Annotated in this window: 16 protein-coding genes; 12 read left to right on the forward strand and 4 right to left on the reverse strand. The window is 32.8% G+C overall.

The window, feature by feature from the left end; all coding sequences use genetic code 11:
* The first annotated feature begins 90 nt into the window (after positions 1-90).
* Positions 91-429 (forward strand): P-II family nitrogen regulator, encoded by a 339-nt coding sequence (locus ACJJV4_RS12625; RefSeq protein WP_405294952.1) that lies wholly within the window; start codon positions 91-93, stop codon positions 427-429.
* 21 nt (positions 430-450) lie between these two features.
* Positions 451-1,683, forward strand: coding sequence for an ammonium transporter (locus ACJJV4_RS12630; protein WP_405294954.1), 1,233 nt, complete (start codon positions 451-453; stop codon positions 1,681-1,683).
* 366 nt (positions 1,684-2,049) lie between these two features.
* Here ACJJV4_RS12630 and ACJJV4_RS12635 read toward each other — a convergent pair whose 3' ends face one another.
* Entirely contained in the window at positions 2,050-4,638 is a 2,589-nt protein-coding gene (locus ACJJV4_RS12635) for a phosphoenolpyruvate carboxylase (RefSeq protein WP_405294956.1), read from the reverse strand.
* Between the two features lie 286 nt (positions 4,639-4,924).
* On the opposite strand from ACJJV4_RS12635, the gene ACJJV4_RS12640 reads away from it, so the two are divergent.
* The 3 genes from ACJJV4_RS12640 to nadB all read left to right on the forward strand — a co-directional run bounded on the left by ACJJV4_RS12640 (position 4,925) and on the right by nadB (position 9,406).
* Positions 4,925-6,733 (forward strand): hypothetical protein, encoded by a 1,809-nt coding sequence (locus tag ACJJV4_RS12640; RefSeq protein ID WP_405294958.1) that lies wholly within the window; start codon positions 4,925-4,927, stop codon positions 6,731-6,733.
* A gap of 188 nt (positions 6,734-6,921) precedes the next feature.
* Positions 6,922-7,848, forward strand: coding sequence for a quinolinate synthase NadA (gene nadA / locus ACJJV4_RS12645; protein WP_405294960.1), 927 nt, complete (start codon positions 6,922-6,924; stop codon positions 7,846-7,848).
* A 1-nt stretch (position 7,849) separates the two neighbouring features.
* Positions 7,850-9,406 carry an L-aspartate oxidase gene (gene nadB / locus ACJJV4_RS12650; protein ID WP_405294962.1) on the forward strand — a complete coding sequence of 519 codons (1,557 nt, stop codon included), beginning with the start codon at positions 7,850-7,852 and terminating at the stop codon, positions 9,404-9,406.
* Positions 9,407-9,420: 14 nt separating this feature from the next.
* Here nadB and ACJJV4_RS12655 read toward each other — a convergent pair whose 3' ends face one another.
* The gene (locus ACJJV4_RS12655) at positions 9,421-11,787 is read right to left on the reverse strand and encodes a 7TM diverse intracellular signaling domain-containing protein (RefSeq protein ID WP_405294964.1); all 2,367 of its coding nucleotides are present in this window, start codon (positions 11,785-11,787) and stop codon (positions 9,421-9,423) included.
* A gap of 291 nt (positions 11,788-12,078) precedes the next feature.
* Complete coding sequence (locus ACJJV4_RS12660; protein WP_159018578.1) at positions 12,079-12,411, reverse strand: single-stranded DNA-binding protein; 333 nt, start codon at positions 12,409-12,411, stop codon at positions 12,079-12,081.
* A 402-nt stretch (positions 12,412-12,813) separates the two neighbouring features.
* Between ACJJV4_RS12660 and ACJJV4_RS12665 the strand changes: the two genes are divergently transcribed.
* The 6 genes from ACJJV4_RS12665 (at position 12,814) to ACJJV4_RS12690 (ending at position 16,445) form a co-directional block, all read left to right on the forward strand.
* Positions 12,814-13,191, forward strand: coding sequence for a VOC family protein (locus tag ACJJV4_RS12665; protein ID WP_405294966.1), 378 nt, complete (start codon positions 12,814-12,816; stop codon positions 13,189-13,191).
* 76 nt (positions 13,192-13,267) lie between these two features.
* Positions 13,268-14,191: a septum formation inhibitor Maf gene (locus tag ACJJV4_RS12670; protein ID WP_405294968.1), complete on the forward strand. Its 924-nt coding sequence runs from the start codon at positions 13,268-13,270 to the stop codon at positions 14,189-14,191.
* 144 nt (positions 14,192-14,335) lie between these two features.
* The gene (locus tag ACJJV4_RS12675) at positions 14,336-14,782 is read left to right on the forward strand and encodes a GNAT family N-acetyltransferase (protein ID WP_405294970.1); all 447 of its coding nucleotides are present in this window, start codon (positions 14,336-14,338) and stop codon (positions 14,780-14,782) included.
* 36 nt (positions 14,783-14,818) lie between these two features.
* On the forward strand, positions 14,819-15,313 hold the full coding sequence (locus ACJJV4_RS12680) for a hypothetical protein (protein WP_405294972.1): 495 nt from the start codon (positions 14,819-14,821) through the stop codon (positions 15,311-15,313).
* 63 nt (positions 15,314-15,376) lie between these two features.
* The gene (locus ACJJV4_RS12685; protein WP_159018569.1) at positions 15,377-15,727 is read left to right on the forward strand and encodes a hypothetical protein; all 351 of its coding nucleotides are present in this window, start codon (positions 15,377-15,379) and stop codon (positions 15,725-15,727) included.
* Between the two features lie 7 nt (positions 15,728-15,734).
* A complete protein-coding gene (locus ACJJV4_RS12690) occupies positions 15,735-16,445 on the forward strand; it encodes a hypothetical protein (protein ID WP_405294974.1) in 711 nt (236 codons plus the stop codon).
* A gap of 5 nt (positions 16,446-16,450) precedes the next feature.
* Here the strand turns inward: ACJJV4_RS12690 and ACJJV4_RS12695 are convergent, their stop codons facing one another.
* Complete coding sequence (locus ACJJV4_RS12695; protein WP_405294976.1) at positions 16,451-16,918, reverse strand: CBS domain-containing protein; 468 nt, start codon at positions 16,916-16,918, stop codon at positions 16,451-16,453.
* Between the two features lie 132 nt (positions 16,919-17,050).
* Between ACJJV4_RS12695 and ACJJV4_RS12700 the strand changes: the two genes are divergently transcribed.
* Entirely contained in the window at positions 17,051-19,351 is a 2,301-nt protein-coding gene (locus tag ACJJV4_RS12700) for a M28 family peptidase (RefSeq protein ID WP_405294978.1), read from the forward strand.
* The last annotated feature ends 29 nt before the right edge of the window (positions 19,352-19,380 follow it).

Here is a 19,380-nt window from a genome sequence, read left to right on the forward strand (position 1 = left end):
ACAATTCAAAAAAACCTTTTGATGTTCTAGTTTTATAGAATTCAAATAATTTTTACCTTAACAAACTAAACATATTTAAGAAATGAAATTATGAAAAAAATTGAAGCCATTATTAGAAAATCCAAATACCGTGTAGTGAAAGAAGCGTTACATGAGGTTGGTGTAATATTTTTCTCTTACTGGGACGTAACTGGTCTTGGAAATGAAAAAGAGGGGCATGTTTATCGTGGCGTTAGTTATAGTACTAGTGATATACAGCGTAGGTATCTTTCTATTGTTGTAAACGATGATTTTGCTGATGTTACAGTGAAAACAATTATTAACTCTGCTGGAACGGGAGAAGTTGGTGATGGTAAAATATTTGTATCCGATGTACAGGAGTGTTATAGAATTAGAACTGGAGAGAAAGGTAGTGACACATTAAAATAATAACTCAATTAAACTAATAACATGGAATTACTTACAATAAATAATGTATGGATGATGGTCTGTACAGCCTTAGTTTTCTTTATGCATACAGGTTTTGCATTTTTAGAAATTGGACTAACTAGACAGAAAAACACATTAAATATATTATTTAAAAATATTTTTATCATTACAATAGGCTTGCTTCTATATTGTTTAGTAGGCTTTAACTTAATGTATCCTGATTTTGCTGAAGGTTCTGCTGGTATTTTTGGCTTTGCGGGCTTCGGTTTAGAGGCTCCGGTAACTGCGGAAGGTGCTTTAGATTTAGCTTATAATGAAGGTTATACATATTGGACGGACTTTTTGTTTCAAGGCATGTTTGCTGCAACAGCGGCAACTATTGTTTCTGGAGCCGTTGCTGAGCGTATGAAAATTGGGCCTTTTATGATGTTTACTATAATCTACGTTGGGTTTGTTTACCCAATTGCTGGCTCATGGAAATGGGGTGGTGGATTTTTAGATCAATTAGGTTTTTACGATTTCGCAGGTTCTACCTTAGTGCACTCTGTAGGTGGTTGGGCAGCTTTAGTTGCTGTTTTCTTATTAGGCCCGCGTATTGGTAAATTTAAAAATGGAGAGCCTCAGGCTATTCCTGGTCACAATATACCATTAGCAACTGCTGGTGTTTTAATACTTTGGTTAGGGTGGTTTGGTTTTAATGGTGGTTCTGTGCTTTCTGCAGATCCTGAGTTAACATCTTTAACTTTGGTTACAACATGTTTAGCTGCTGCAGCTGGTGGAGTTGTTGCTGCTATGGTAACTTTAATTAAATACAAAAATCTAGATTTAACTATGTTTTTAAATGGTATTTTAGGTGGTTTAGTTGGTATTACTGCGGGTGCAGACGTGATGACACCTACTAGTGCTATTATTATTGGTGCTGTTGCAGGTGTGCTTATCGTTTTAGCTGTAAGTTGTGTGGATGCTTTAAAACTTGATGATCCTGTTGGTGCTATTGCTGTACATTTAATTTGTGGTATTTGGGGAACTTTAGCGGTAGGTATATTTTCTACAAACTCAGAGCATACATTTATGGCTCAATTAATAGGTGTAGCTTGTTATGCTGGTTTTTGTTTAGTAACCTCTTTTATTATTATATTTACATTGAAAAAGGTTGTTGGAATTCGAGTTTCTGAAAAGGAAGAGCTAGAAGGTTTAGATGCGCATGAGCATGGTATGGAAGCTTATCCAGATTTTAGATCTAACGATCACTAGAATAGAACTATTTAACTAATCAGTTTATATATTGTTAAAAAGGTGTTTTGCTTTATGCAAAACACCTTTTTTTTATAATAATTTTTAATTAAATTGAAGTTGTAGAGGGTAGTGTTTTTGCGGTGTTTAGATGCTTATTAATGCCATTAAAAGGTCGTCTTGTTAGCTGTACTGCCGCTGCAATAAGTGCGCAAGGGATAGTAGTGAAAAGCCCACAGCTGCAACAATGGTAATTGATGCAGCGAGGACTTGTAGCGAATAGCCCGACCCTTTTTGGGTTGCGCCCTAATAAAAATAATAGAAGATGTTTTAACGTAAAAAAGCCCCCATAGTTGGAGGCTTTTTATATTTAATTTGAATGTTTTATTATGCAGAGTTTCTACTTGCATTAATGTTTCCGAATAATGAACGGGTAACAATTTTTTCAAATATTTTAATTTGTTCTTCGTCTCTAACTTCGGCTTTTTCTAATTCTTGAATCTTTTTAAGTGCGTATTGTTGTATGGTTAACAATGGTAACACAATAGATTCACGAACTTGAATAGAGGCACGGCCTGCTGGCTCGTTTTCCATAAGTTCTTTATAACCGGTTAGTTTTAAAAGTAGAGATTTTGTTGATAGGTATTCGTTATAAATAATATCCCAAAATGCACCAAACTCTTCGTCTTTAGACATGTATTTTGTTAAATCGAAAAACGATTTTGTTAAAGACATCATACTGTTTTCTAACAGTGTTTTAAAGAATTTTGAGTTATTATAAAGTTGCTCTACTTTATGGAATTCGCCACGATCTTCGTATGCTTTTAATGCTTTACCAACACCAAAGAATCCTGGAACGTTTTGTTTTAACTGACTCCAAGAACCTACAAAAGGAATGGCTCTTAAGTCTGAAAATACTAATTTATCTGATGTGCCACGTTTTGACGGGCGAGAACCAATATTTGTTTTTGCATAGTATTTTAAAGTACTCATGCGTTCTAAATACGGTATAAACATTGGGTGACCTTTAAAGTCTTTGTAAGCAGTGTAGCTTGTTTCTGCTAAGTCATTCATTACAATTTTATCTTCTTCACTCATGGCTTCGTTGTTTTTGCCAATGCGGTTAGAAATACCAGAACTTATTAATTGTTCTAAATTGTATTGAGATGAATCTAAAGTTCCGAAATTAGAACTAATAGTTTGTCCTTGTATAGTTAATTGTACTTCTTTATCCTCTATTGTTGGGCCTAAAGATGAGTAGAATTGATGTGTTTTTCCTCCACCACGTGCAGGAGGTCCACCACGACCATCAAAGAAAATGGCTGTAATACCGTATTCTCTAGATATGGCTGTTAAGCGCTCTTTTGCTTTGTAAATTCCCCAGTTTGCCATAAGGTATCCACCATCTTTTGTACCATCGGAGAAGCCAAGCATAATAGTTTGCTTATTGCCTCTTTTTTCTAAATGTGCACGGTAAGTAGGGTTGCTGTAAAGCTGTTCCATTACACCTGGTGCGTTTTCCAAATCTGGAATAGTTTCAAAAAGAGGTCCAACATCTACCGTTAAATCGTCTTGAAATGCTACTAGTTTTAGCATAGCAAAAAGTTGCATAACGTTTAATGCGGTTTGGTTGTTACTAATAATGTAACGGTTAGCACCGCGCTCACCATTGGATTTTTGTATTTTTTTGATGGCTTTAATGGTTTTAAGCGTGTTGCTTACCATTTCGTCTTCAAAAACATCAATATCAATTTTATCTCCACTTACTTCTGATAAGATTTTAACCTGCTCATCATCTGATAAATCATGATAATTTTTTGGGAACGATGGGTGATTGTTTTCAATTAAATTATCGATTACTGTAGTAAACACCGAATGATGAATACGACTGTCTTGCCTAATATCTAATGTTGCAAAATTGAAACCAAAAAGATTAATTTTATTAATTAAGCTATTAATTTCGTTAATGTAAAGCGATTGGTGATCGGTTTCGATAACTTCTCTAATGCTTAATAATTCATTAAGTAATTGTTTAGCTGTAATGGTCTTTTCAGTTTTTAGGTTTATACTGTAATTGTATAAAATAGTTTCAAGCTTAATAATGCGTTCTTCTACACCTCTAAACGTAAGTTTACGTCTCAGGTTTTTTAAATCTGCATAATACTTTTTAAGTATGGCTTGTTTTAGTTTGTTAGCGACCTTTACTGTTGTGTTTGGTTTTACAAACGGATTTCCGTCTCTATCTCCACCTGGCCAAAAGCCAATATTTATTATTTCATTATGCTTTTTAGTATCGTCGTAAATGTTAGTTTGGATGTAATTGTAAATATCTCCAAACGATTGATAAAATACATTTTCTAAATACCAAATTAAGCTTTTTGCTTCGTGGTATGGTGTTGGTTTTTCGCGTTTAAAGAAAGGTGTTTTACCTAATTGAGCAAATAAATCGTTGATGCCATTTAGGTTGTTTTCTTTTACAGCTTTCGATAAATCTGTAATAATACCTAAAACAGAACCGGGGTAAAATTGTGTAGGGTGCGCTGTTAAAACAATACGCACTTTAAATTCTTCTAAATATTGTTGTAAAGCTTCTAATTGATTCTCTGAAGTTGCCTTTTCTTTAAGATTTCTAAGTGTTCCAATACCTTCCATATTATTTACAATAGGAAAAGCGGCATCTTCTACAGCATCAAACAAAACAACTTGACGTTCTATATATTGAATAAAACGAAATAATAAGTTTATTTGACTTTCTTCAGATCTACGACCTTGGTATTTTTTAAAAAATGTATCTACAATGGTTGTTGGATTGTCTCCTTGTGCAAATCCTTTTTCGCAAGTTTCGTGAAACAACGGCAACAATACTCCCGTTTTTGTAATAGTATCAAACGGTAATGTCATAAAAATACTGTTGTAAATTCGGTATTTAGACAACACACTTTGATTGAATCGTGTTAATTTTGGCTCTACAGACATGTTTTTCTTTCTATTCTAAAATTAAAACATAAAAGTACTAAAGCTAATCTTAAAGAGCGAAGGCTGTTGGAAGTTTTATCAATTTTTATCGTTTGTAGATTTCTTATTATGAATAATTAAAAAAAAAGTTAATAAAGGCATATTGTTTATAATAATGATCGGTATTTCATTACCTTTTTTTGACGAGCAAATTAGAAAACAAAAAAATTACGTGGTCTTATAGTATGATATTTATCATGTTTATCGAATTATTCGTGGTCTACATTTGTTGATTAATTCAATTAATATGAAAAACACACATTCATTTCATATTCCTGTTATGGGAATAGGATTTACAATAGATACGCCTTTAAAAGTTGCTCAATATGGTATGGATTCTGTAATTTCTCTGGTAGATGATATTCTGCTTGAAAAATTAAGAAAAATGTACAGCGAAAAGTTTGAGGTGCCTTATCACGAAATTACAGATAAAATAGAAGATTTTAGAGCAAAGAGAATTACCTCATATTTAGACTTAATTAGCGATTTAGCAAACAAGAAGTTTGAGGAATTAAAAAATGTTTCGGTAGATAAAAGTGAAGAACTTTTTAACTACATAAGTATGTTGCCTGATAGCTCTAAAATGAAGATGGAGTTTAAAAAACTAACATCAAAGGAAATCGATTTTTCTAAGGTTAAAAATTGGGTGGCTAATAATGTGTCAATGGGTGCTATAGATGTAAACATCATGACCAAAGTTGATAAGGATAATTATATAAAAGATGAAAAATTAGCTGTAGAATATAACGATGCACACGCGGCATTGCGTGGTTTTGCGAATAGCAAACTAAGCTCATCTGTGGTGTTGTCTGCAGGAATGAACCCGAGGTTATATGCATACATGTCACAGTTTAATGATTTCTTTCCAGATGAAAACGGTGCGTTTAAAAAGCGTATTATTTTAAAGGTTAGCGATTACAGATCGGCGTTAATACAAGGGAAGTTTTTAGCTAAAAAAGGCTTATGGGTTTCGGAATATAGAATAGAATCTGGTTTAAATTGTGGCGGTCATGCTTTTGCTACAGAAGGCTATCTTTTAGGGCCTGTTTTAGCGGAATTTAAAGCGCATAGAGATGAGCTTCAAAATGCTATTTACACGGTTTTAAGTCAAGAATTAATAAATCAAGGTAAAACCATTCCTGACAACGAATTAAGTTTCGAAATTACAGCACAAGGCGGGGTTGGTACTTCTGAAGAACATGAGTTTTTAATGCATCATTATAATTTAGATTCAGTAGGTTGGGGGAGTCCGTTTTTGTTAGTTCCCGAAGCTACAACTGTAGATAAAGATACGCTGAGTAAGTTAGCTAAAGCTGAAGAAAGCGACTTGTATTTAAGTGATATTTCTCCATTAGGTGTGCCTTTTAATAATTTAAAAGATAACACGAAGGATGCAGAAAAACAAGCACGAATAGATAAAGGAAGGCCTGGTAGTTCATGTCCAAAGAAATTTGTGGCCATGAACAAAGAGTTTAAGGAAACAGGTGTTTGTACGGCTTCTAGAGAATATCAACACTTTAAAATAAAAGCTTTAAAAGCTCAAGAATTATCTCCTGAAGATTATCAAAATCAATACAATAAAATTATTGAAAAATCTTGTACTTGTGTAGGTTTAGGGACGTCTGCACTTTTGGCTTATGGATTAGATACCAAAACGGAAGGAGAAGGTGTTTCTGTTTGTCCTGGTCCTAATATGGCGTATTACTCCAAAGTTATGAGTTTAAAAAATATGACCGATCATATCTACGGACGCGATAATATGGTATCACGTGCAGATAGACCTAATCTGTTTGTTAAAGAACTTCATATTTATATCGATTTCTTAAAAAATAAATTAGCCGATGCTCGAATTTCAATGAATAAAAAAGAGGAGAAATACCTGCTTAATTTTACAAAAAACATGAAAGCCGGAGTTGCTTATTATCAAACACTTTTTAATGATATGAAAAGTGAATTTTTGGATACTAAAACCTCAGTTTTATCTGAGCTTTTTAACGGAGAATTAACCTTAAACGAGATTCAGTTAGAAATAGAAAGCCTGACGATTAAAGCCTAATTTTAAAGCGTTTTGTGTTTTTTAGCAAAACGCTTTTTGTTTTTTGTTATTTATTTAAGAGTTTGCTTAACAATAATTTAATGATTTTATAAAAAGAATGCCGGTTTTTTATTCCCAAGTTTTTTTTAAGCAATTCTGAATTTAATACGCATTTTAATTAAGATATTTGCAGTTAAACGAGGATTACTATGGATTTAGTGAAAGAAATACAACGCTTAAAGAAAGAGAAAAACGCCGTTATTTTGGCGCACTATTATCAGGTGCCAGAAATACAAGATATTGCCGATTATGTAGGTGATAGTTTAGGTTTGTCTCAAAAAGCAGCGGAAACTGATGCTGATATTATTGTATTTGCTGGAGTGCATTTTATGGCCGAAACAGCAAAAATTTTAAATCCATCTAAAACGGTTGTTTTACCAGATTTAAATGCTGGTTGTTCTTTGGCCGATTCTTGTCCGCCAGAAGATTTTGCAGCTTTTACTAAAAAACATCCTAACCACGTAGTGATTACTTATGTAAACTGCTCTGCGGAAATTAAGGCGCTAAGTGATATTGTTTGTACATCTTCTAATGCATTGAAAATAGTGCAATCTATACCTAAAGAAACACCAATTATTTTTGCTCCAGATAGAAATTTAGGTCAATATATAATTAACGAAACAGGTAGAGATATGCTACTTTGGGATGGTAGTTGTATTGTGCACGAAGCATTTTCAATCGATAAGTTAATCGAGTTGCATAAAAAATACCCAGATCATAAAATTATAGCGCATCCAGAATCTGAAACGCATATTTTAGATACGGCCGCCTATATTGGTTCTACTTCAGGAATGATAAATTTTGTTAGAGAACATGCTAATGAGAAATTTATTGTAGCTACAGAAGCAGGAATTTTGCACAAAATGCAAGAAGAAATGCCAAATACGGAATTAATTCCTGCGCCAGCAAAGGAAGATAATACATGTGCTTGTAGTGAATGTCATTTCATGAAAATGAATACCATGCAGAAATTATATGATTGTTTACTTAACGAGTCGCCAAAGATTGATGTTGACGAGAAAATCCGAGAGCGTGCATTATTGCCAATAGAGCGTATGTTAGAACTTTCAAAATAATATGGTAAAAGCAGACTATTTAGTAATTGGTTCAGGAATTGCAGGATTAACATTTTCGGTTAAAATTGCCGAGAAATTCCCCGAAAGAGATGTTGTTATTGTAACAAAAGCTTCCGAGGAAGAATCTAATACTAAATATGCGCAAGGCGGAGTCGCTATTGTTTTAAACCATGAGAAAGATTCTTTTAAAAAACATGTAGACGATACTTTGATTGCGGGCGACGGACTTTGTAATAAAGACGTTGTGGAAATGGTTGTAAATGAAGGGCCAGATAGATTAAAAGAACTACTAGAATGGGGTGCGAATTTTGATGAAGATGCTAGCGGAAATTTAGATTTAGGTAAAGAAGGCGGACACTCAGAATTCCGTATTGTACACCATAAGGATATTACCGGTTTTGAAATTGAGATGGCTTTGTTAAAGCGTGTACATCAATTACCAAATATCAAATTATTACCACATCATTTTGCTATAGATTTAATTACCAACCACCATATAAAGATAAATAAGCCAAAAGGCAAAGGGTGTTACGGGGCTTATGTGTTAAATCAAAAATCTGGAGAAATTTTTACCATAAAAGCCAAAAGTACGTTATTAGCTTCTGGTGGAATTGGTCGTGTTTACGGACATACTACTAACCCCGTTATTGCTACTGGAGATGGTATTGCTATGGCATATCGTGCTAAAACTAAAATTTCCGACATGGAGTTTGTTCAATTTCATCCTACGGCTTTGTACGATGTGCGTGGAAATCAATCTTCCTTTTTAATATCCGAAGCTGTACGTGGTTTTGGAGCATATTTACGAGATAAAAATGGACATCGGTTTATGCCGGATTATGATGACCGTGCTGAATTGGCGTCGCGAGATATTGTATCTCAAAGTATTGATAGTGAACTTAAAAAATCTGGAGAAACTCACGTGTTTTTAGATTGTTCCCATTTAGATATAGAGGGTTTTAAAACACACTTTCCTAATATTTATCAAAAATGTTTAGATAACCATATTGATATAAAATCCGATTGGATACCTGTGGTTCCAGCTTCGCACTATTTATGTGGGGGTATTGATGTCGATATGGACGGAAAAACGTCTATTAAAAACCTGTTTTCATGTGGTGAATGCACTAAAACGGGGTTGCATGGTGCAAATAGGTTAGCGTCTAACTCTCTATTAGAGGCTATGGTTTATGCACATAATATTTTTAAATACCATAGCAAAAATACTTTGGAGAGTTTGGAGTTGGAGATTCCTGATTGGGACGATAAAGGAACAACTATTGCTAAAGAACATATTATTATTCAGCATAATTTAAAACAATTGCAAGCTATAATGCGTGACTATGTTGGTATTGTTAGAAGTGACGATAGACTTAAGAGTGCTATTAAACGTTTGGATTTAATTTACGATGAAGTAGAGGCTTTTTATAAAAAATCTAAAATAACAACGTCGCTTTGTGAGTTGCGTAATATGCTAAACGTAGCTCATTTAATTGTAAACCAATCTATAGATCGCAAGGAAAACAAAGGCGGGTATTTTAATATTGATAATGTTTAAATCCTAAATTTAAACTAAGCAATTTTTAAAATATTATCATCTGGGAAGCAATGCGTGTATATTCTTTCAAATAGTAAATCTTGATTTAATGGTTTGGTAATGTAATCGCACATGCCAAGCTTTAAAACGTGCGTTTTAGTTTCGTCTATGGCATCTGCTGTAATTGCAATTATAGGTATGCCCGCAATCACAGAACCTAAACTTCCGTTTTTAATAATTGAAGTGGCTTCATAACCATCCATTATTGGCATTTGTAAATCCATTAGAATAATATCAAACGTTTCTGTTTTAAGTTGTTCTATGGCTTCTTTGCCGTTATTGGTTATTATAAACGAAATGTTTTTTTGTGTTTTTAAAATTCGAGATAATACCATTTGGTTTATCTTATTATCTTCTGCTATTAATATTTTCAAAGGTTTGTTTTTATGAGTGTTTATAATGCTTTTAACTGATTTTTGCTCTTCGGATATGTAGCGTAAGTTTAAATTGATAAATACACTTGTGCCTTTATTTATTTTGCTAACAATTTTTATTTCACCATCAAATAATTTTACAATATGATAAACAATGGTTAGGCCAAGGCCAATACCTCCAAATTCACGTTTGTGGTTTAAACGCATTTGGCTAAAGCTTTCAAACACATTTTTTATGGAGCTTTCTTCTATGCCAATACCTGTATCTGAAATTTGAATTGAAAACTGACAAGTATCGGTGTTTATTTCATTACAAATTAGCTTAAAATAAATGTTACCTTTATCGGTAAACTTTAGAGCATTAGCTAAAACGTTATTTATAATTTGGACAAACCTTGTAGAATCGGCCAATATTTTTTCAGGGATTCGGTTATCCAAATCAAACTTATAGGCTAATCCTTTTTTCTCAGCTTCAATTTTCCAATTATCACTAATTTCTTGTAGTTTAATGGCAGGGTTAAATACAGTAGGACTAAGGTTTAGTTTGTCATTTTCAATTTTTTCAAAATCTATAATATCGTTAACATTACTAAGTAGGCTTAACGATGCGTTTTTTATAATTTCGAAAGATTCGTTTGTTTTTTTATTTTTTTGTCGACCCAATTCAATTTCAGCAATACCCATAATGGCATTAATAGGTGTTCTAAGTTCGTGACTCATATTAGACATGAAATAGGTTTTTAGTTCACCTATTTCTTCCGATTTTATTAAGGCTTCCTTTTGTAATTTTTCTTTTTGAATGCGCATATATTTAATTAAATTCGTCATGGAAAGTGATAAGAAAATCACCTCCAATCCAGATCCAAATTTTGAGCTATTCAATGTAAAGAAGTTATTGGGAAGTATACTTAAGTTGTTCATTACAAAACCTAAAAGGCCAATAACTAAAAACAAAATTCCGAAGGAAAAGTAGGGGTCTATTTGAATACGTTTGTAGCGTAGGGCAAATACACTTGATAAAATTAATATTAAGCTGAATAGGCCATTTAAATTACTTATTGGATATGCAATTTCTAAAGATTTTGAATTTATAAATAGCAACATAAAAACTAAGCCAATAATGCCGTAGGCAACGTAATATGCTGTTTTATAAGATTTTAAATGGGTGTTGACCTGTAAAAAATATTCGCAATATTTAAGTAGATAGAAATTGGAAAATAAGGCCGTTATTAGTACTATTCTACTGTTTATATAGCTGCTGCTTGTAAAAATATATTCGTGTATTAAGCCATCTAAAGCTGCCTGTAAAAAACATATGGAAAATACATAAATGCCATAATACAAGAATGCTTTTTCTTTTATCGTGCTGTAAAAAAACAAATAAATAATTCCAGCTAAAAGCAGTAAGCCGTAGAATAGGCCTAAAAATAACTGTTGTAAGTAGTTTGTGCGCCAAAAAGAAGCTTCGTTATATAAGTTTAAAGGTAGGTTGATTGTTTCTCCATCACTTTTTAGATGAATATAGATTTGCTGTGTTTGGTTTGGTGGGAGATTAATTTTAAATATGGTCGATCTATGCTTAACTTGTTTTTCTTTAAAATCTATTTGATCTCCACTTTTAAAAATTTTAGTTTCTGCTTTAGAAATTTGGTAAAGTTCGGCATAATCTGTTACTGGCCTTCCTGTTTCTAAATAATAGGTTTTAGATTCTAATTGATTATTTTCAAGTTTAAAACGAATCCAATAACTATCCGATGTAAAGCCAACACTTTGGTTGTTCGATTCTAACTGTTTAAAATCGAGTAATGGACTTTGAATGACATCTTTAAAATGAAGGTTTAAACTTCCTGCGTTGGCAAATTGGGCGTATTCATATAATTCGCCTTTACTCTTTTCAGGAAAGTAAACATCGTCTTGAGCGTATAGGCAAAGACTTAATATGTAGATTAAAGCTAAAAACTGTTTCATGTAGGGGGCATTAAACACGCCAAACATAAGTAATAAATGTTTGTAATTAAATTTTATTAACAAAAAACGTGTATTTTAACTAATAAAAATGTATTTCAACGATGTTTATGTAGGTGTAAATTCTTTCAATATGGGTATTTCTAGTTGCTTTAGGTAGTTCAATTTTATGGTTATTTAAAAAAAGCTGTCTATTATAGACAGCTTTTTTTCTATTCAAATGCGTTATTAAAGAAAGCAGCAACTAATCCCTCAATTAGAAGCTGCTTTTTACAAAATATTTTGGGTTAAGTATTATTTTCCTAACATGAGAAGTTCGTTACAAACAATTTCGGTAACGTAGCGTTTAGTGCCGTCTTTATCATCGTAACTGCGGTTTGTTAATTTACCTTCTATGGCAATTTCTTTTCCTTTTGTAACGTAATTTTCTACAACTTTTACAAGGCCTCCTCTCACAACAATATTGTGCCAGTAAGCGCGCTCTACTTTGTTGCCGTTTTTGTCTTTGTAGCTATCGTCGGTAGCCAGCGAAAATTTCGCCATTTTATTACCATCGGTAAAGTTTACAATTTCTGGGTCTTGCCCTAATCTACCAATCAACTGTACTTTGTTTCTAAGTGCGTTCATAAATTTAATTTTTTTTATGCCTACCGTCTATGGTAAGCTCGTTAAACAGTTAATACTATTGAACCTCAATGGTTTCAACACTGCAAATATCAAACAGCTTTCAAATTTTATTCGGTAATTAATTGCTTAAAATCGTTTGTAAATGTTTGTAGTCGTTTGTAAACGAATAAAAACTATAGTATTCTTTAATATAATAGAGTGAAATTGTGGTTAACCTCTTTGTAAAAAAATGTGAGATAATTATTTTTGATTGTGCTTATTAGTTGTACTGGCTTTGGCAAAGAAGGGTAACCGTTTAAAAGGTTGTTATATGAAATTTAAGCTATCTCAAAAATTAAAATTGTTTTTTCATCTCAAAATAATAATTACGATATTTGAGTATCATAAACTTTATCCATGGGCATGTTTTTATTTAATCATATAGCGCTTTCTGTAAAAAATGTTGATCAGTCTATAGTATTTTATCAAAAGCTTTTTCAGCTTAAAGAAATTGAAAATACAGCTTCTAATTCTAAAACTCGATGGTTGTCTTTAGGTGAAGGGAAACAACTTCATCTTATTCCGCTTCCAGATGCTGAAATAAAAATAAACAAGGCTGTTCATTTTGCTTTAACAACAACGAATTTTGATGAGTTTATAGCATGTCTAAATGAATTAAAAATTGATTATTCCGATTGGTTAGATGTACCAAACAAATATTATATACGCCAAGATGGTATTAGGCAAGTTTATTTTCAAGATCCTAACGGATATTGGGTTGAAGTAAATGATGATATTTGATAAATTAAAGCGTTTTTCTTGTAATTTATTTCATCAAAAAGCGTCATATATAAGACTATTATAACTCAAAAAAAATATGAACTCACTATTAAAATTAATCTGTTTCCTTACAATTTCTTCTTGCTTGGCTTGTCAATCCGATAAAAAGTCGGCCACAACGGAAACTACGCCTGTAAAAGAACAGAAAACCATGCAGCGAAGCAGTGAGTTTAATGAGTATTGGTATAGCGGTACAGCAGAATTAAATAGTTACACATTAAAACAGTCACGATATGGAGAAATTCGCGAAGGTGAAGTTGTTTTAGTTTTTGTAACCGAGCCTTTTTCGTTAAGCAAGCAAGTGAAGTTGGATAACCCGAAACAGGCTGGAGATGATTTAGTTTCGGTTATGAAATTAAACCATGTTCGAAAATTCACTACAGGTATTTACGATTATTCTATTGTAACCTCTTCTTTTACACCAGTAGATTTTCAAAAACATCCCAATACATTAAAGCTAAATACAAGCATCCAGGAATGGTGCGGACATACGTTTACGCAGCTTAACTTAGGTGGGAGTAATTACGATTTTAAACAGTTTTCTTATTTTGAAGCCGATGGAGATACAGAGAAAACAATTCCAGTAGCTATGCTGGAAGAAGAGCTTATGACGCGTATTCGTTTAAATAAAGGTCAGTTGCCTTTAGGAGAAGTCGATATCATTTTTTCAACGATATACAGTCGTTTTGCTTATAAAGATTTAGAAGCTACAAAGGCCGAAATTACTAAAACAGAACAAGACAGTACAATACGTTATAACATTGCCTATCTAAGTTACGATAGAAAGGTTTCTATTGAAGTAGAGAAAAACTTTCCATATAAAATACTATCATGGACAGAAGATAATGGCGACGGATTAGTAACGGAGGCACGATTGAAAAAAAGTATACAAGAGCCTTATTGGAGTCAAAAGAAGTTGTCTGACGAAGCTAAAAGAGCTGAACTACAATTAGGAGAATAAAGGCTTTATAAATTGCGGTAAAACAACTGTTTTAGAGCTCATCTTCAAAGTAACATTATTAATAGAAGAACAAAATTTGGATTTTATTTGCTAAATTAGGCAAGTAAACAAGCTTGGTGTGTGTTGCAGGCAATTCAATTTAAAATGAAAATACTAAGAACAAACTCTGAAAATCTGGAATTTATTGAGTTGGTAAAACTGCTAGATAAAGATTTGGCGATAAGAGACGGTGAAGACCACGCCTTTTACGCTCAATTTAATAAGGTAGATAGTATTAAATATGTGGTTGTAGCCTTAGAAAATAAAAAACCACTTGGCTGCGGTGCTATAAAAGAATTTAGCCAAGACACCATGGAAATTAAACGCATGTATACCTCTAAGGAAAGTAGAGGAAAAGGTATTGCTTCAATGATGCTTGCGGAGTTAGAGCAATGGGCCAAAGAACTCGGGTTTAAGCAATGTATTTTGGAAACAGGAATAAAGCAACCAGAAGCTATTGGCTTGTATGAAAAAAACGGCTATCATTCAATATCTAATTACGGGCAATATTTGGGAGTTGAAGATAGTAAGTGTTTTAAAAAAATAATATAAATTTTCAGGAAGTATAAACTTCAATAAAACTTAACGATGATAAGAAAAGTATGGGTGTTGTGTATTGCAATTTTGTTTCTGTCTTGTAATGAAACTAAGAAGGAAAACGTACAAGCAGATTTAAAACCTACAATTATTAATAAAGAATTTAAGAATTTCGATTGGTTATTAGGGAAATGGAAACGTTTAAACGAAGAGGAGGGGAAAGCGACTTTTGAGAATTGGGAAAAAATTAGTGAAACCGAATACTCTGGCATTGGTTTTACCATGCAAAACGCAGATACCATTAAGCAAGAAAACATAGGTTTAGTTAAAGTTGGTAAGCATTGGAATTTAGTAGTGAAAGTTCCCGAAGAAATGCAGTCGGTTACATTTAAAGGTGTGGCTCATGCTGCAGATGAGTTTACATGTGAAAACAATATAATCGATTTTCCTAACAAAATAAAATATTGGAAACACGGAGATCATATGTATGCCATAGTATCTGGAGGTGAAATGCAAATTGAATTTGAATTCGAAAAACTAGAATAGATAAGCTGAGTTTTAACCTGAAAATGCTTAAAACTTTCGAGAATATAATAAACATAAACCACTATGCAAAAGGAATGTCCAGAGTGTGGCGATAAAATTGTTGGCAGAATTGATAAAAAATTCTGTTCTGATGGTTGCAGAAATGCCTATAACAATCGGGTAAATAAGGATAGTAAAAACTTAATTAGAAACACCAATAATAGACTTCGGAAAAATTATCGCATTTTAGAAACATTAAATCCAGATAAAAAAACGAGGACTTCGCGCGCTAAATTAATAGAGCATGGTTTTGATTTTAATTACTTTACTAGTATTTATACCACTAAAGCACAAACGGTATATTATTTTGTTTACGATCAAGGATATTTAGAACTTGAAGGCGATTATTACGCATTAGTAAAACGAGAAAGTTAATTAAATTATGGATAATGTTTTATCGCTTTTTCAAGAGAATAAGCACTTTTTAATTCCTGTTTTTATGTTTTCGACTATCATCCTAATAGGTTTGTTGTCGTATTTTTTCAGTAAAAAAAACAGAATGCTTCGGGAGTTTAAAAAGACCCGTAAAAAAAGCATAAACAGTATAAAAAGAAACGAGTACGCAAAAATTATAGGTAAGGCCAAGCATGTTGGCGAGCCTTTAGTTGCGCCTTTAAGCGGCAGAAAATGCGTGTATTATCATGTTGTAGTTGAGGTTAAAGGCGATAAGAGTTGGCGTAAAATTATTAACGATGTTAAAAGTCAAGATTTTTTTGTTGCTACATCTAGTGAAATGGTCATGTTAAAAACTTCTAATTTAAGAGCAGATTCTAAATACATTCATTTAGTAAAAGATTTTAGCAAAAACTCAGGATTTAGAAACGATGCTCCCGAGCAGTTGGAAGCTTATTTAAGAAAACATAGTAAAAAGAGTACTGGGCTATTTGGTATTAATAAACAAATGCGATATAAAGAGGGTGTTATTGAGCTCGATGAAAATATTGCTGTAAAAGGTATTGCCGAGTGGAAAAGTTTAAATGAGCCTATAGAAGGATATTCTTATTCTAAAATACTAACACTAACGGGTACAAAAAAACAAAAGCTTTTAGTTACAGATGAACCAAAAGCTTTGTTACGTGTAAATGTATTATAATGTGGTTATTTCCAGTTTTGTCCTTTTAAAGTCATAGCTGCTTTAAGAACATCTTTTTGACTAATTTGCCCAACTAATTTGCCGTTTTCTACAATAGGGAATCTACGACGTTTAGCTGATAAAAATTTATTAGCAGCATCAAAAATATTCATGTTGCCATCAATAGTATCCACATTCATGGTAATGTGATTTTCAATAGTTTTATCCTGCATAGGCATGTTGTAATAGCGACTTTCGCTAATTTGTTTAATACAGTCACCTTCAGAAATTACTCCAATCAATTCGTTTTTCTCATTAACAACAGGTCCTCCAGAAATGCGGTGGGCAATTAGTTTTTGCATAACGCTTTCTATAGTTTGGTTTGGCGTAAATGTTATTAAATCTCTTGTCATATAGTCACTTACCTTTAGTGGTGTGCTATCGACTACGTTAGCTTGCTGCTTTCGCGCGCCTTGAAAACTTTTTATCCCCATAGTTGTTTAGTTTTAATTAAAGTAATTCTAAATATAGGAAATTTATTTCAATTTTCCTAAAATAACACCCACTCTATTCGTGGCATTTATAAAAATTGTATATTTAGATATAAAAATTTATATGCTCTTATTATGATAAAAAAAGCTGTGGCTTTGCTCATTATTATTGGTGGAACTTACTGGAGTTTTTTGGCTCTGCTACCTCAAAATATATCTAGTTTAGATGAGGTAAACCAAAATTTTTCTACACAACGTGCTTTGGTTCACCTTAAGGAAATTTCAAAAGCACCTCATTTTTTAGGAAGTGAAGCGCATTTCGAGGTACGTAATTATATTGAAGCACAATTGCAGAAATTAGGTTTAGAAACTCAAATTCAAGAAGCCTATTCCATTCGCGATTGGGGCAATTTAGCAAAGCCTAAAAATATAATAGCCCGAATTAAAGGGCGTGAAAAAGGTAAAGCACTTTTGTTGTTAACGCATTACGACAGTAACCCACATTCATCAATAGGTGCTAGTGATGCAGGTTCTGGTGTTGTAGCTATTTTAGAAGGTGTGCGAGCTTTTTTAAGTAAAAATGAAACGCCTAAAAATGATATTATCATTCTTATTTCTGATGCGGAAGAATTAGGTTTAAATGGTGCCGATATTTTTGTTAACCAACACGAATGGGCAAAAGATGTAGGCTTGGTGTTAAATTTTGAAGCTCGCGGAAGTGGTGGTCCAAGTATTATGCTTGTTGAAACTAACCAAGGTAATGCGGGTTTAATAGAAGGCTTTGTAAATGCGAATCCGCAATACCCTGTTGGGAATTCGTTGTTTTATAGCATCTATAAAATGTTGCCTAATGATACCGATTTAACGCGGTTTCGTAAAGATGCCGATATCGATGGTTTTAATTTCGCTTTTGTAGACGATCATTTCGATTATCATACCGCTATGGATACTTACGAGCGGTTAGATAGAAAGACTTTAGAACATCAAGGTTCTTATTTAATGCCAATGCTTAATTATTTTAGTGAAGCTAATTTAAGTGCTTTAAAAAGTGACGAAGACTTTGTGTATTTTAATGTGCCTGTTTTAAAAATGGTTAAATACCCATTTTCATGGATAATACCTATGGTTGTTCTAGCGGTTGTTATGTTTATAGGACTTTTAATTTACGGTGGCAGAACACGTGTTTTTAAAAGAGCCGATGTTGCTAAAGGTTTTTTTGCATTTGTTGTGTCGATTATCGTCTCGGCTGTAATTGGTTTGTATGCTTGGCCGACTTTAAAATTAATATATCCACAATATGGCGAAATTCTTCAAGGGTTTAGTTATAACGGGCATACTTATATTGCGGCTTTCACCTGTTTATCTGTAGCAATCTGTTTCTTTGTTTACAGTAAAATCCATAAAGAAGGAAATGCAGCGAGTTTACTTATCGCGCCTTTATTTTTGTGGTTAATTATCTCGGTTGCGGTTGCTTTTTTATTAAAAGGAGCGAGTTTTTTGATCTTACCTTTATTTTTCGGTTTGTTGAGTTTATTTATATTAATTCGAAAAAGGAAGCCAGGTATTATCAGTCATGCTATTTTAGCTTTGCCGGTACTTTTATTACTGGCTAATTTTGTGCAAATGTTTCCCGTGGGTTTAGGTCTTAAAATGATGGTGTCTTCAATGGTTTTGGTTGTTTTAATATTCGGACTTTTGACTCCGGTTTTCTCTACTTTCAAACATAAAAAAAGATGGTCTTATGGTTTTCTTTTTGCTGCAGTTTATTTTATGGTTTCAGCTCATATAAGTTCAGGTTTTTCACCAGAAAACCCAAAGCCAAACAGTTTGTGTTATATTTTAGATATGGATGAAAATAAAGCCGTTTGGGCCACTTATGATGATGTTTTAGATTCTTGGACGATTCCTTTTTTAGGAGAGCATCCTATGCAGGCCAAGGCTATAAAAAAATATACCATTGCAAGTAAGTACGGTACTAGTTTTACTTATGCTACAGAAGCTCCAATAAAAACATTGAAGGCGCCACAAATTGTTATTGGACATGATACTATTATTGGCGAATTTAGACAAGTAGAACTTTGTATTACGCCGCAACGCAAAGCAAACAGAATTGAGGTGTTTTCCGATTCGAAAAATGTTTTTAAAGCGGCCAAATTAAATGGTGTTGCTATTAGCGATAACGAAAAAATAGGCTTGGTGTTTAATAAGCGTAAAACTAATAGGTTGTTTAGCTATTATATTTCAGATGAAGATCCTTTGGATATACAATTAGTACTTCCGAAGGAACAAAAAACATCCTTTGTTATTTATGAAACCTCTTTTGATTTGTTAGAAGATAAAAATTTCAATGTTCCCAATAGAGCTGATGATATGATTCCGAAACCTTTTGTTTTGAATGATGCTGTTATTATTAAAAAATCTATTACTATTGAATAGTTAAATATTGGTAATCTTTTAACAGTTTA

It is taken from the genome of Algibacter sp. Ld11, assembly GCF_045066735.1.
Taxonomy (GTDB): Bacteria; Bacteroidota; Bacteroidia; order Flavobacteriales; family Flavobacteriaceae; genus Algibacter.

Bases quoted from the DNA above. Each gene is read 5' to 3' on its own strand.
- ACJJV4_RS12680 (WP_405294972.1), top strand. From the start codon at position 14,819: ATGATAAGAAAAGTATGGGTGTTGTGTATTGCAATTTTGTTTCTGTCT.
- ACJJV4_RS12640 (WP_405294958.1), top strand. From the start codon at position 4,925: ATGAAAAACACACATTCATTTCATATTCCTGTTATGGGAATAGGATTT.
- ACJJV4_RS12625 (WP_405294952.1), top strand. From the start codon at position 91: ATGAAAAAAATTGAAGCCATTATTAGAAAATCCAAATACCGTGTAGTG.
- ACJJV4_RS12700 (WP_405294978.1), top strand. From the start codon at position 17,051: ATGATAAAAAAAGCTGTGGCTTTGCTCATTATTATTGGTGGAACTTAC.
- ACJJV4_RS12685 (WP_159018569.1), top strand. From the start codon at position 15,377: ATGCAAAAGGAATGTCCAGAGTGTGGCGATAAAATTGTTGGCAGAATT.
- ACJJV4_RS12665 (WP_405294966.1), top strand. From the start codon at position 12,814: ATGTTTTTATTTAATCATATAGCGCTTTCTGTAAAAAATGTTGATCAG.
- nadA (WP_405294960.1), top strand. From the start codon at position 6,922: ATGGATTTAGTGAAAGAAATACAACGCTTAAAGAAAGAGAAAAACGCC.
- ACJJV4_RS12655 (WP_405294964.1), bottom strand. From the start codon at position 11,787: ATGAAACAGTTTTTAGCTTTAATCTACATATTAAGTCTTTGCCTATAC.
- ACJJV4_RS12675 (WP_405294970.1), top strand. From the start codon at position 14,336: ATGAAAATACTAAGAACAAACTCTGAAAATCTGGAATTTATTGAGTTG.
- nadB (WP_405294962.1), top strand. From the start codon at position 7,850: ATGGTAAAAGCAGACTATTTAGTAATTGGTTCAGGAATTGCAGGATTA.
- ACJJV4_RS12690 (WP_405294974.1), top strand. From the start codon at position 15,735: ATGGATAATGTTTTATCGCTTTTTCAAGAGAATAAGCACTTTTTAATT.
- ACJJV4_RS12660 (WP_159018578.1), bottom strand. From the start codon at position 12,411: ATGAACGCACTTAGAAACAAAGTACAGTTGATTGGTAGATTAGGGCAA.
- ACJJV4_RS12670 (WP_405294968.1), top strand. From the start codon at position 13,268: ATGAACTCACTATTAAAATTAATCTGTTTCCTTACAATTTCTTCTTGC.
- ACJJV4_RS12630 (WP_405294954.1), top strand. From the start codon at position 451: ATGGAATTACTTACAATAAATAATGTATGGATGATGGTCTGTACAGCC.
- ACJJV4_RS12635 (WP_405294956.1), bottom strand. From the start codon at position 4,638: ATGTCTGTAGAGCCAAAATTAACACGATTCAATCAAAGTGTGTTGTCT.
- ACJJV4_RS12695 (WP_405294976.1), bottom strand. From the start codon at position 16,918: ATGGGGATAAAAAGTTTTCAAGGCGCGCGAAAGCAGCAAGCTAACGTA.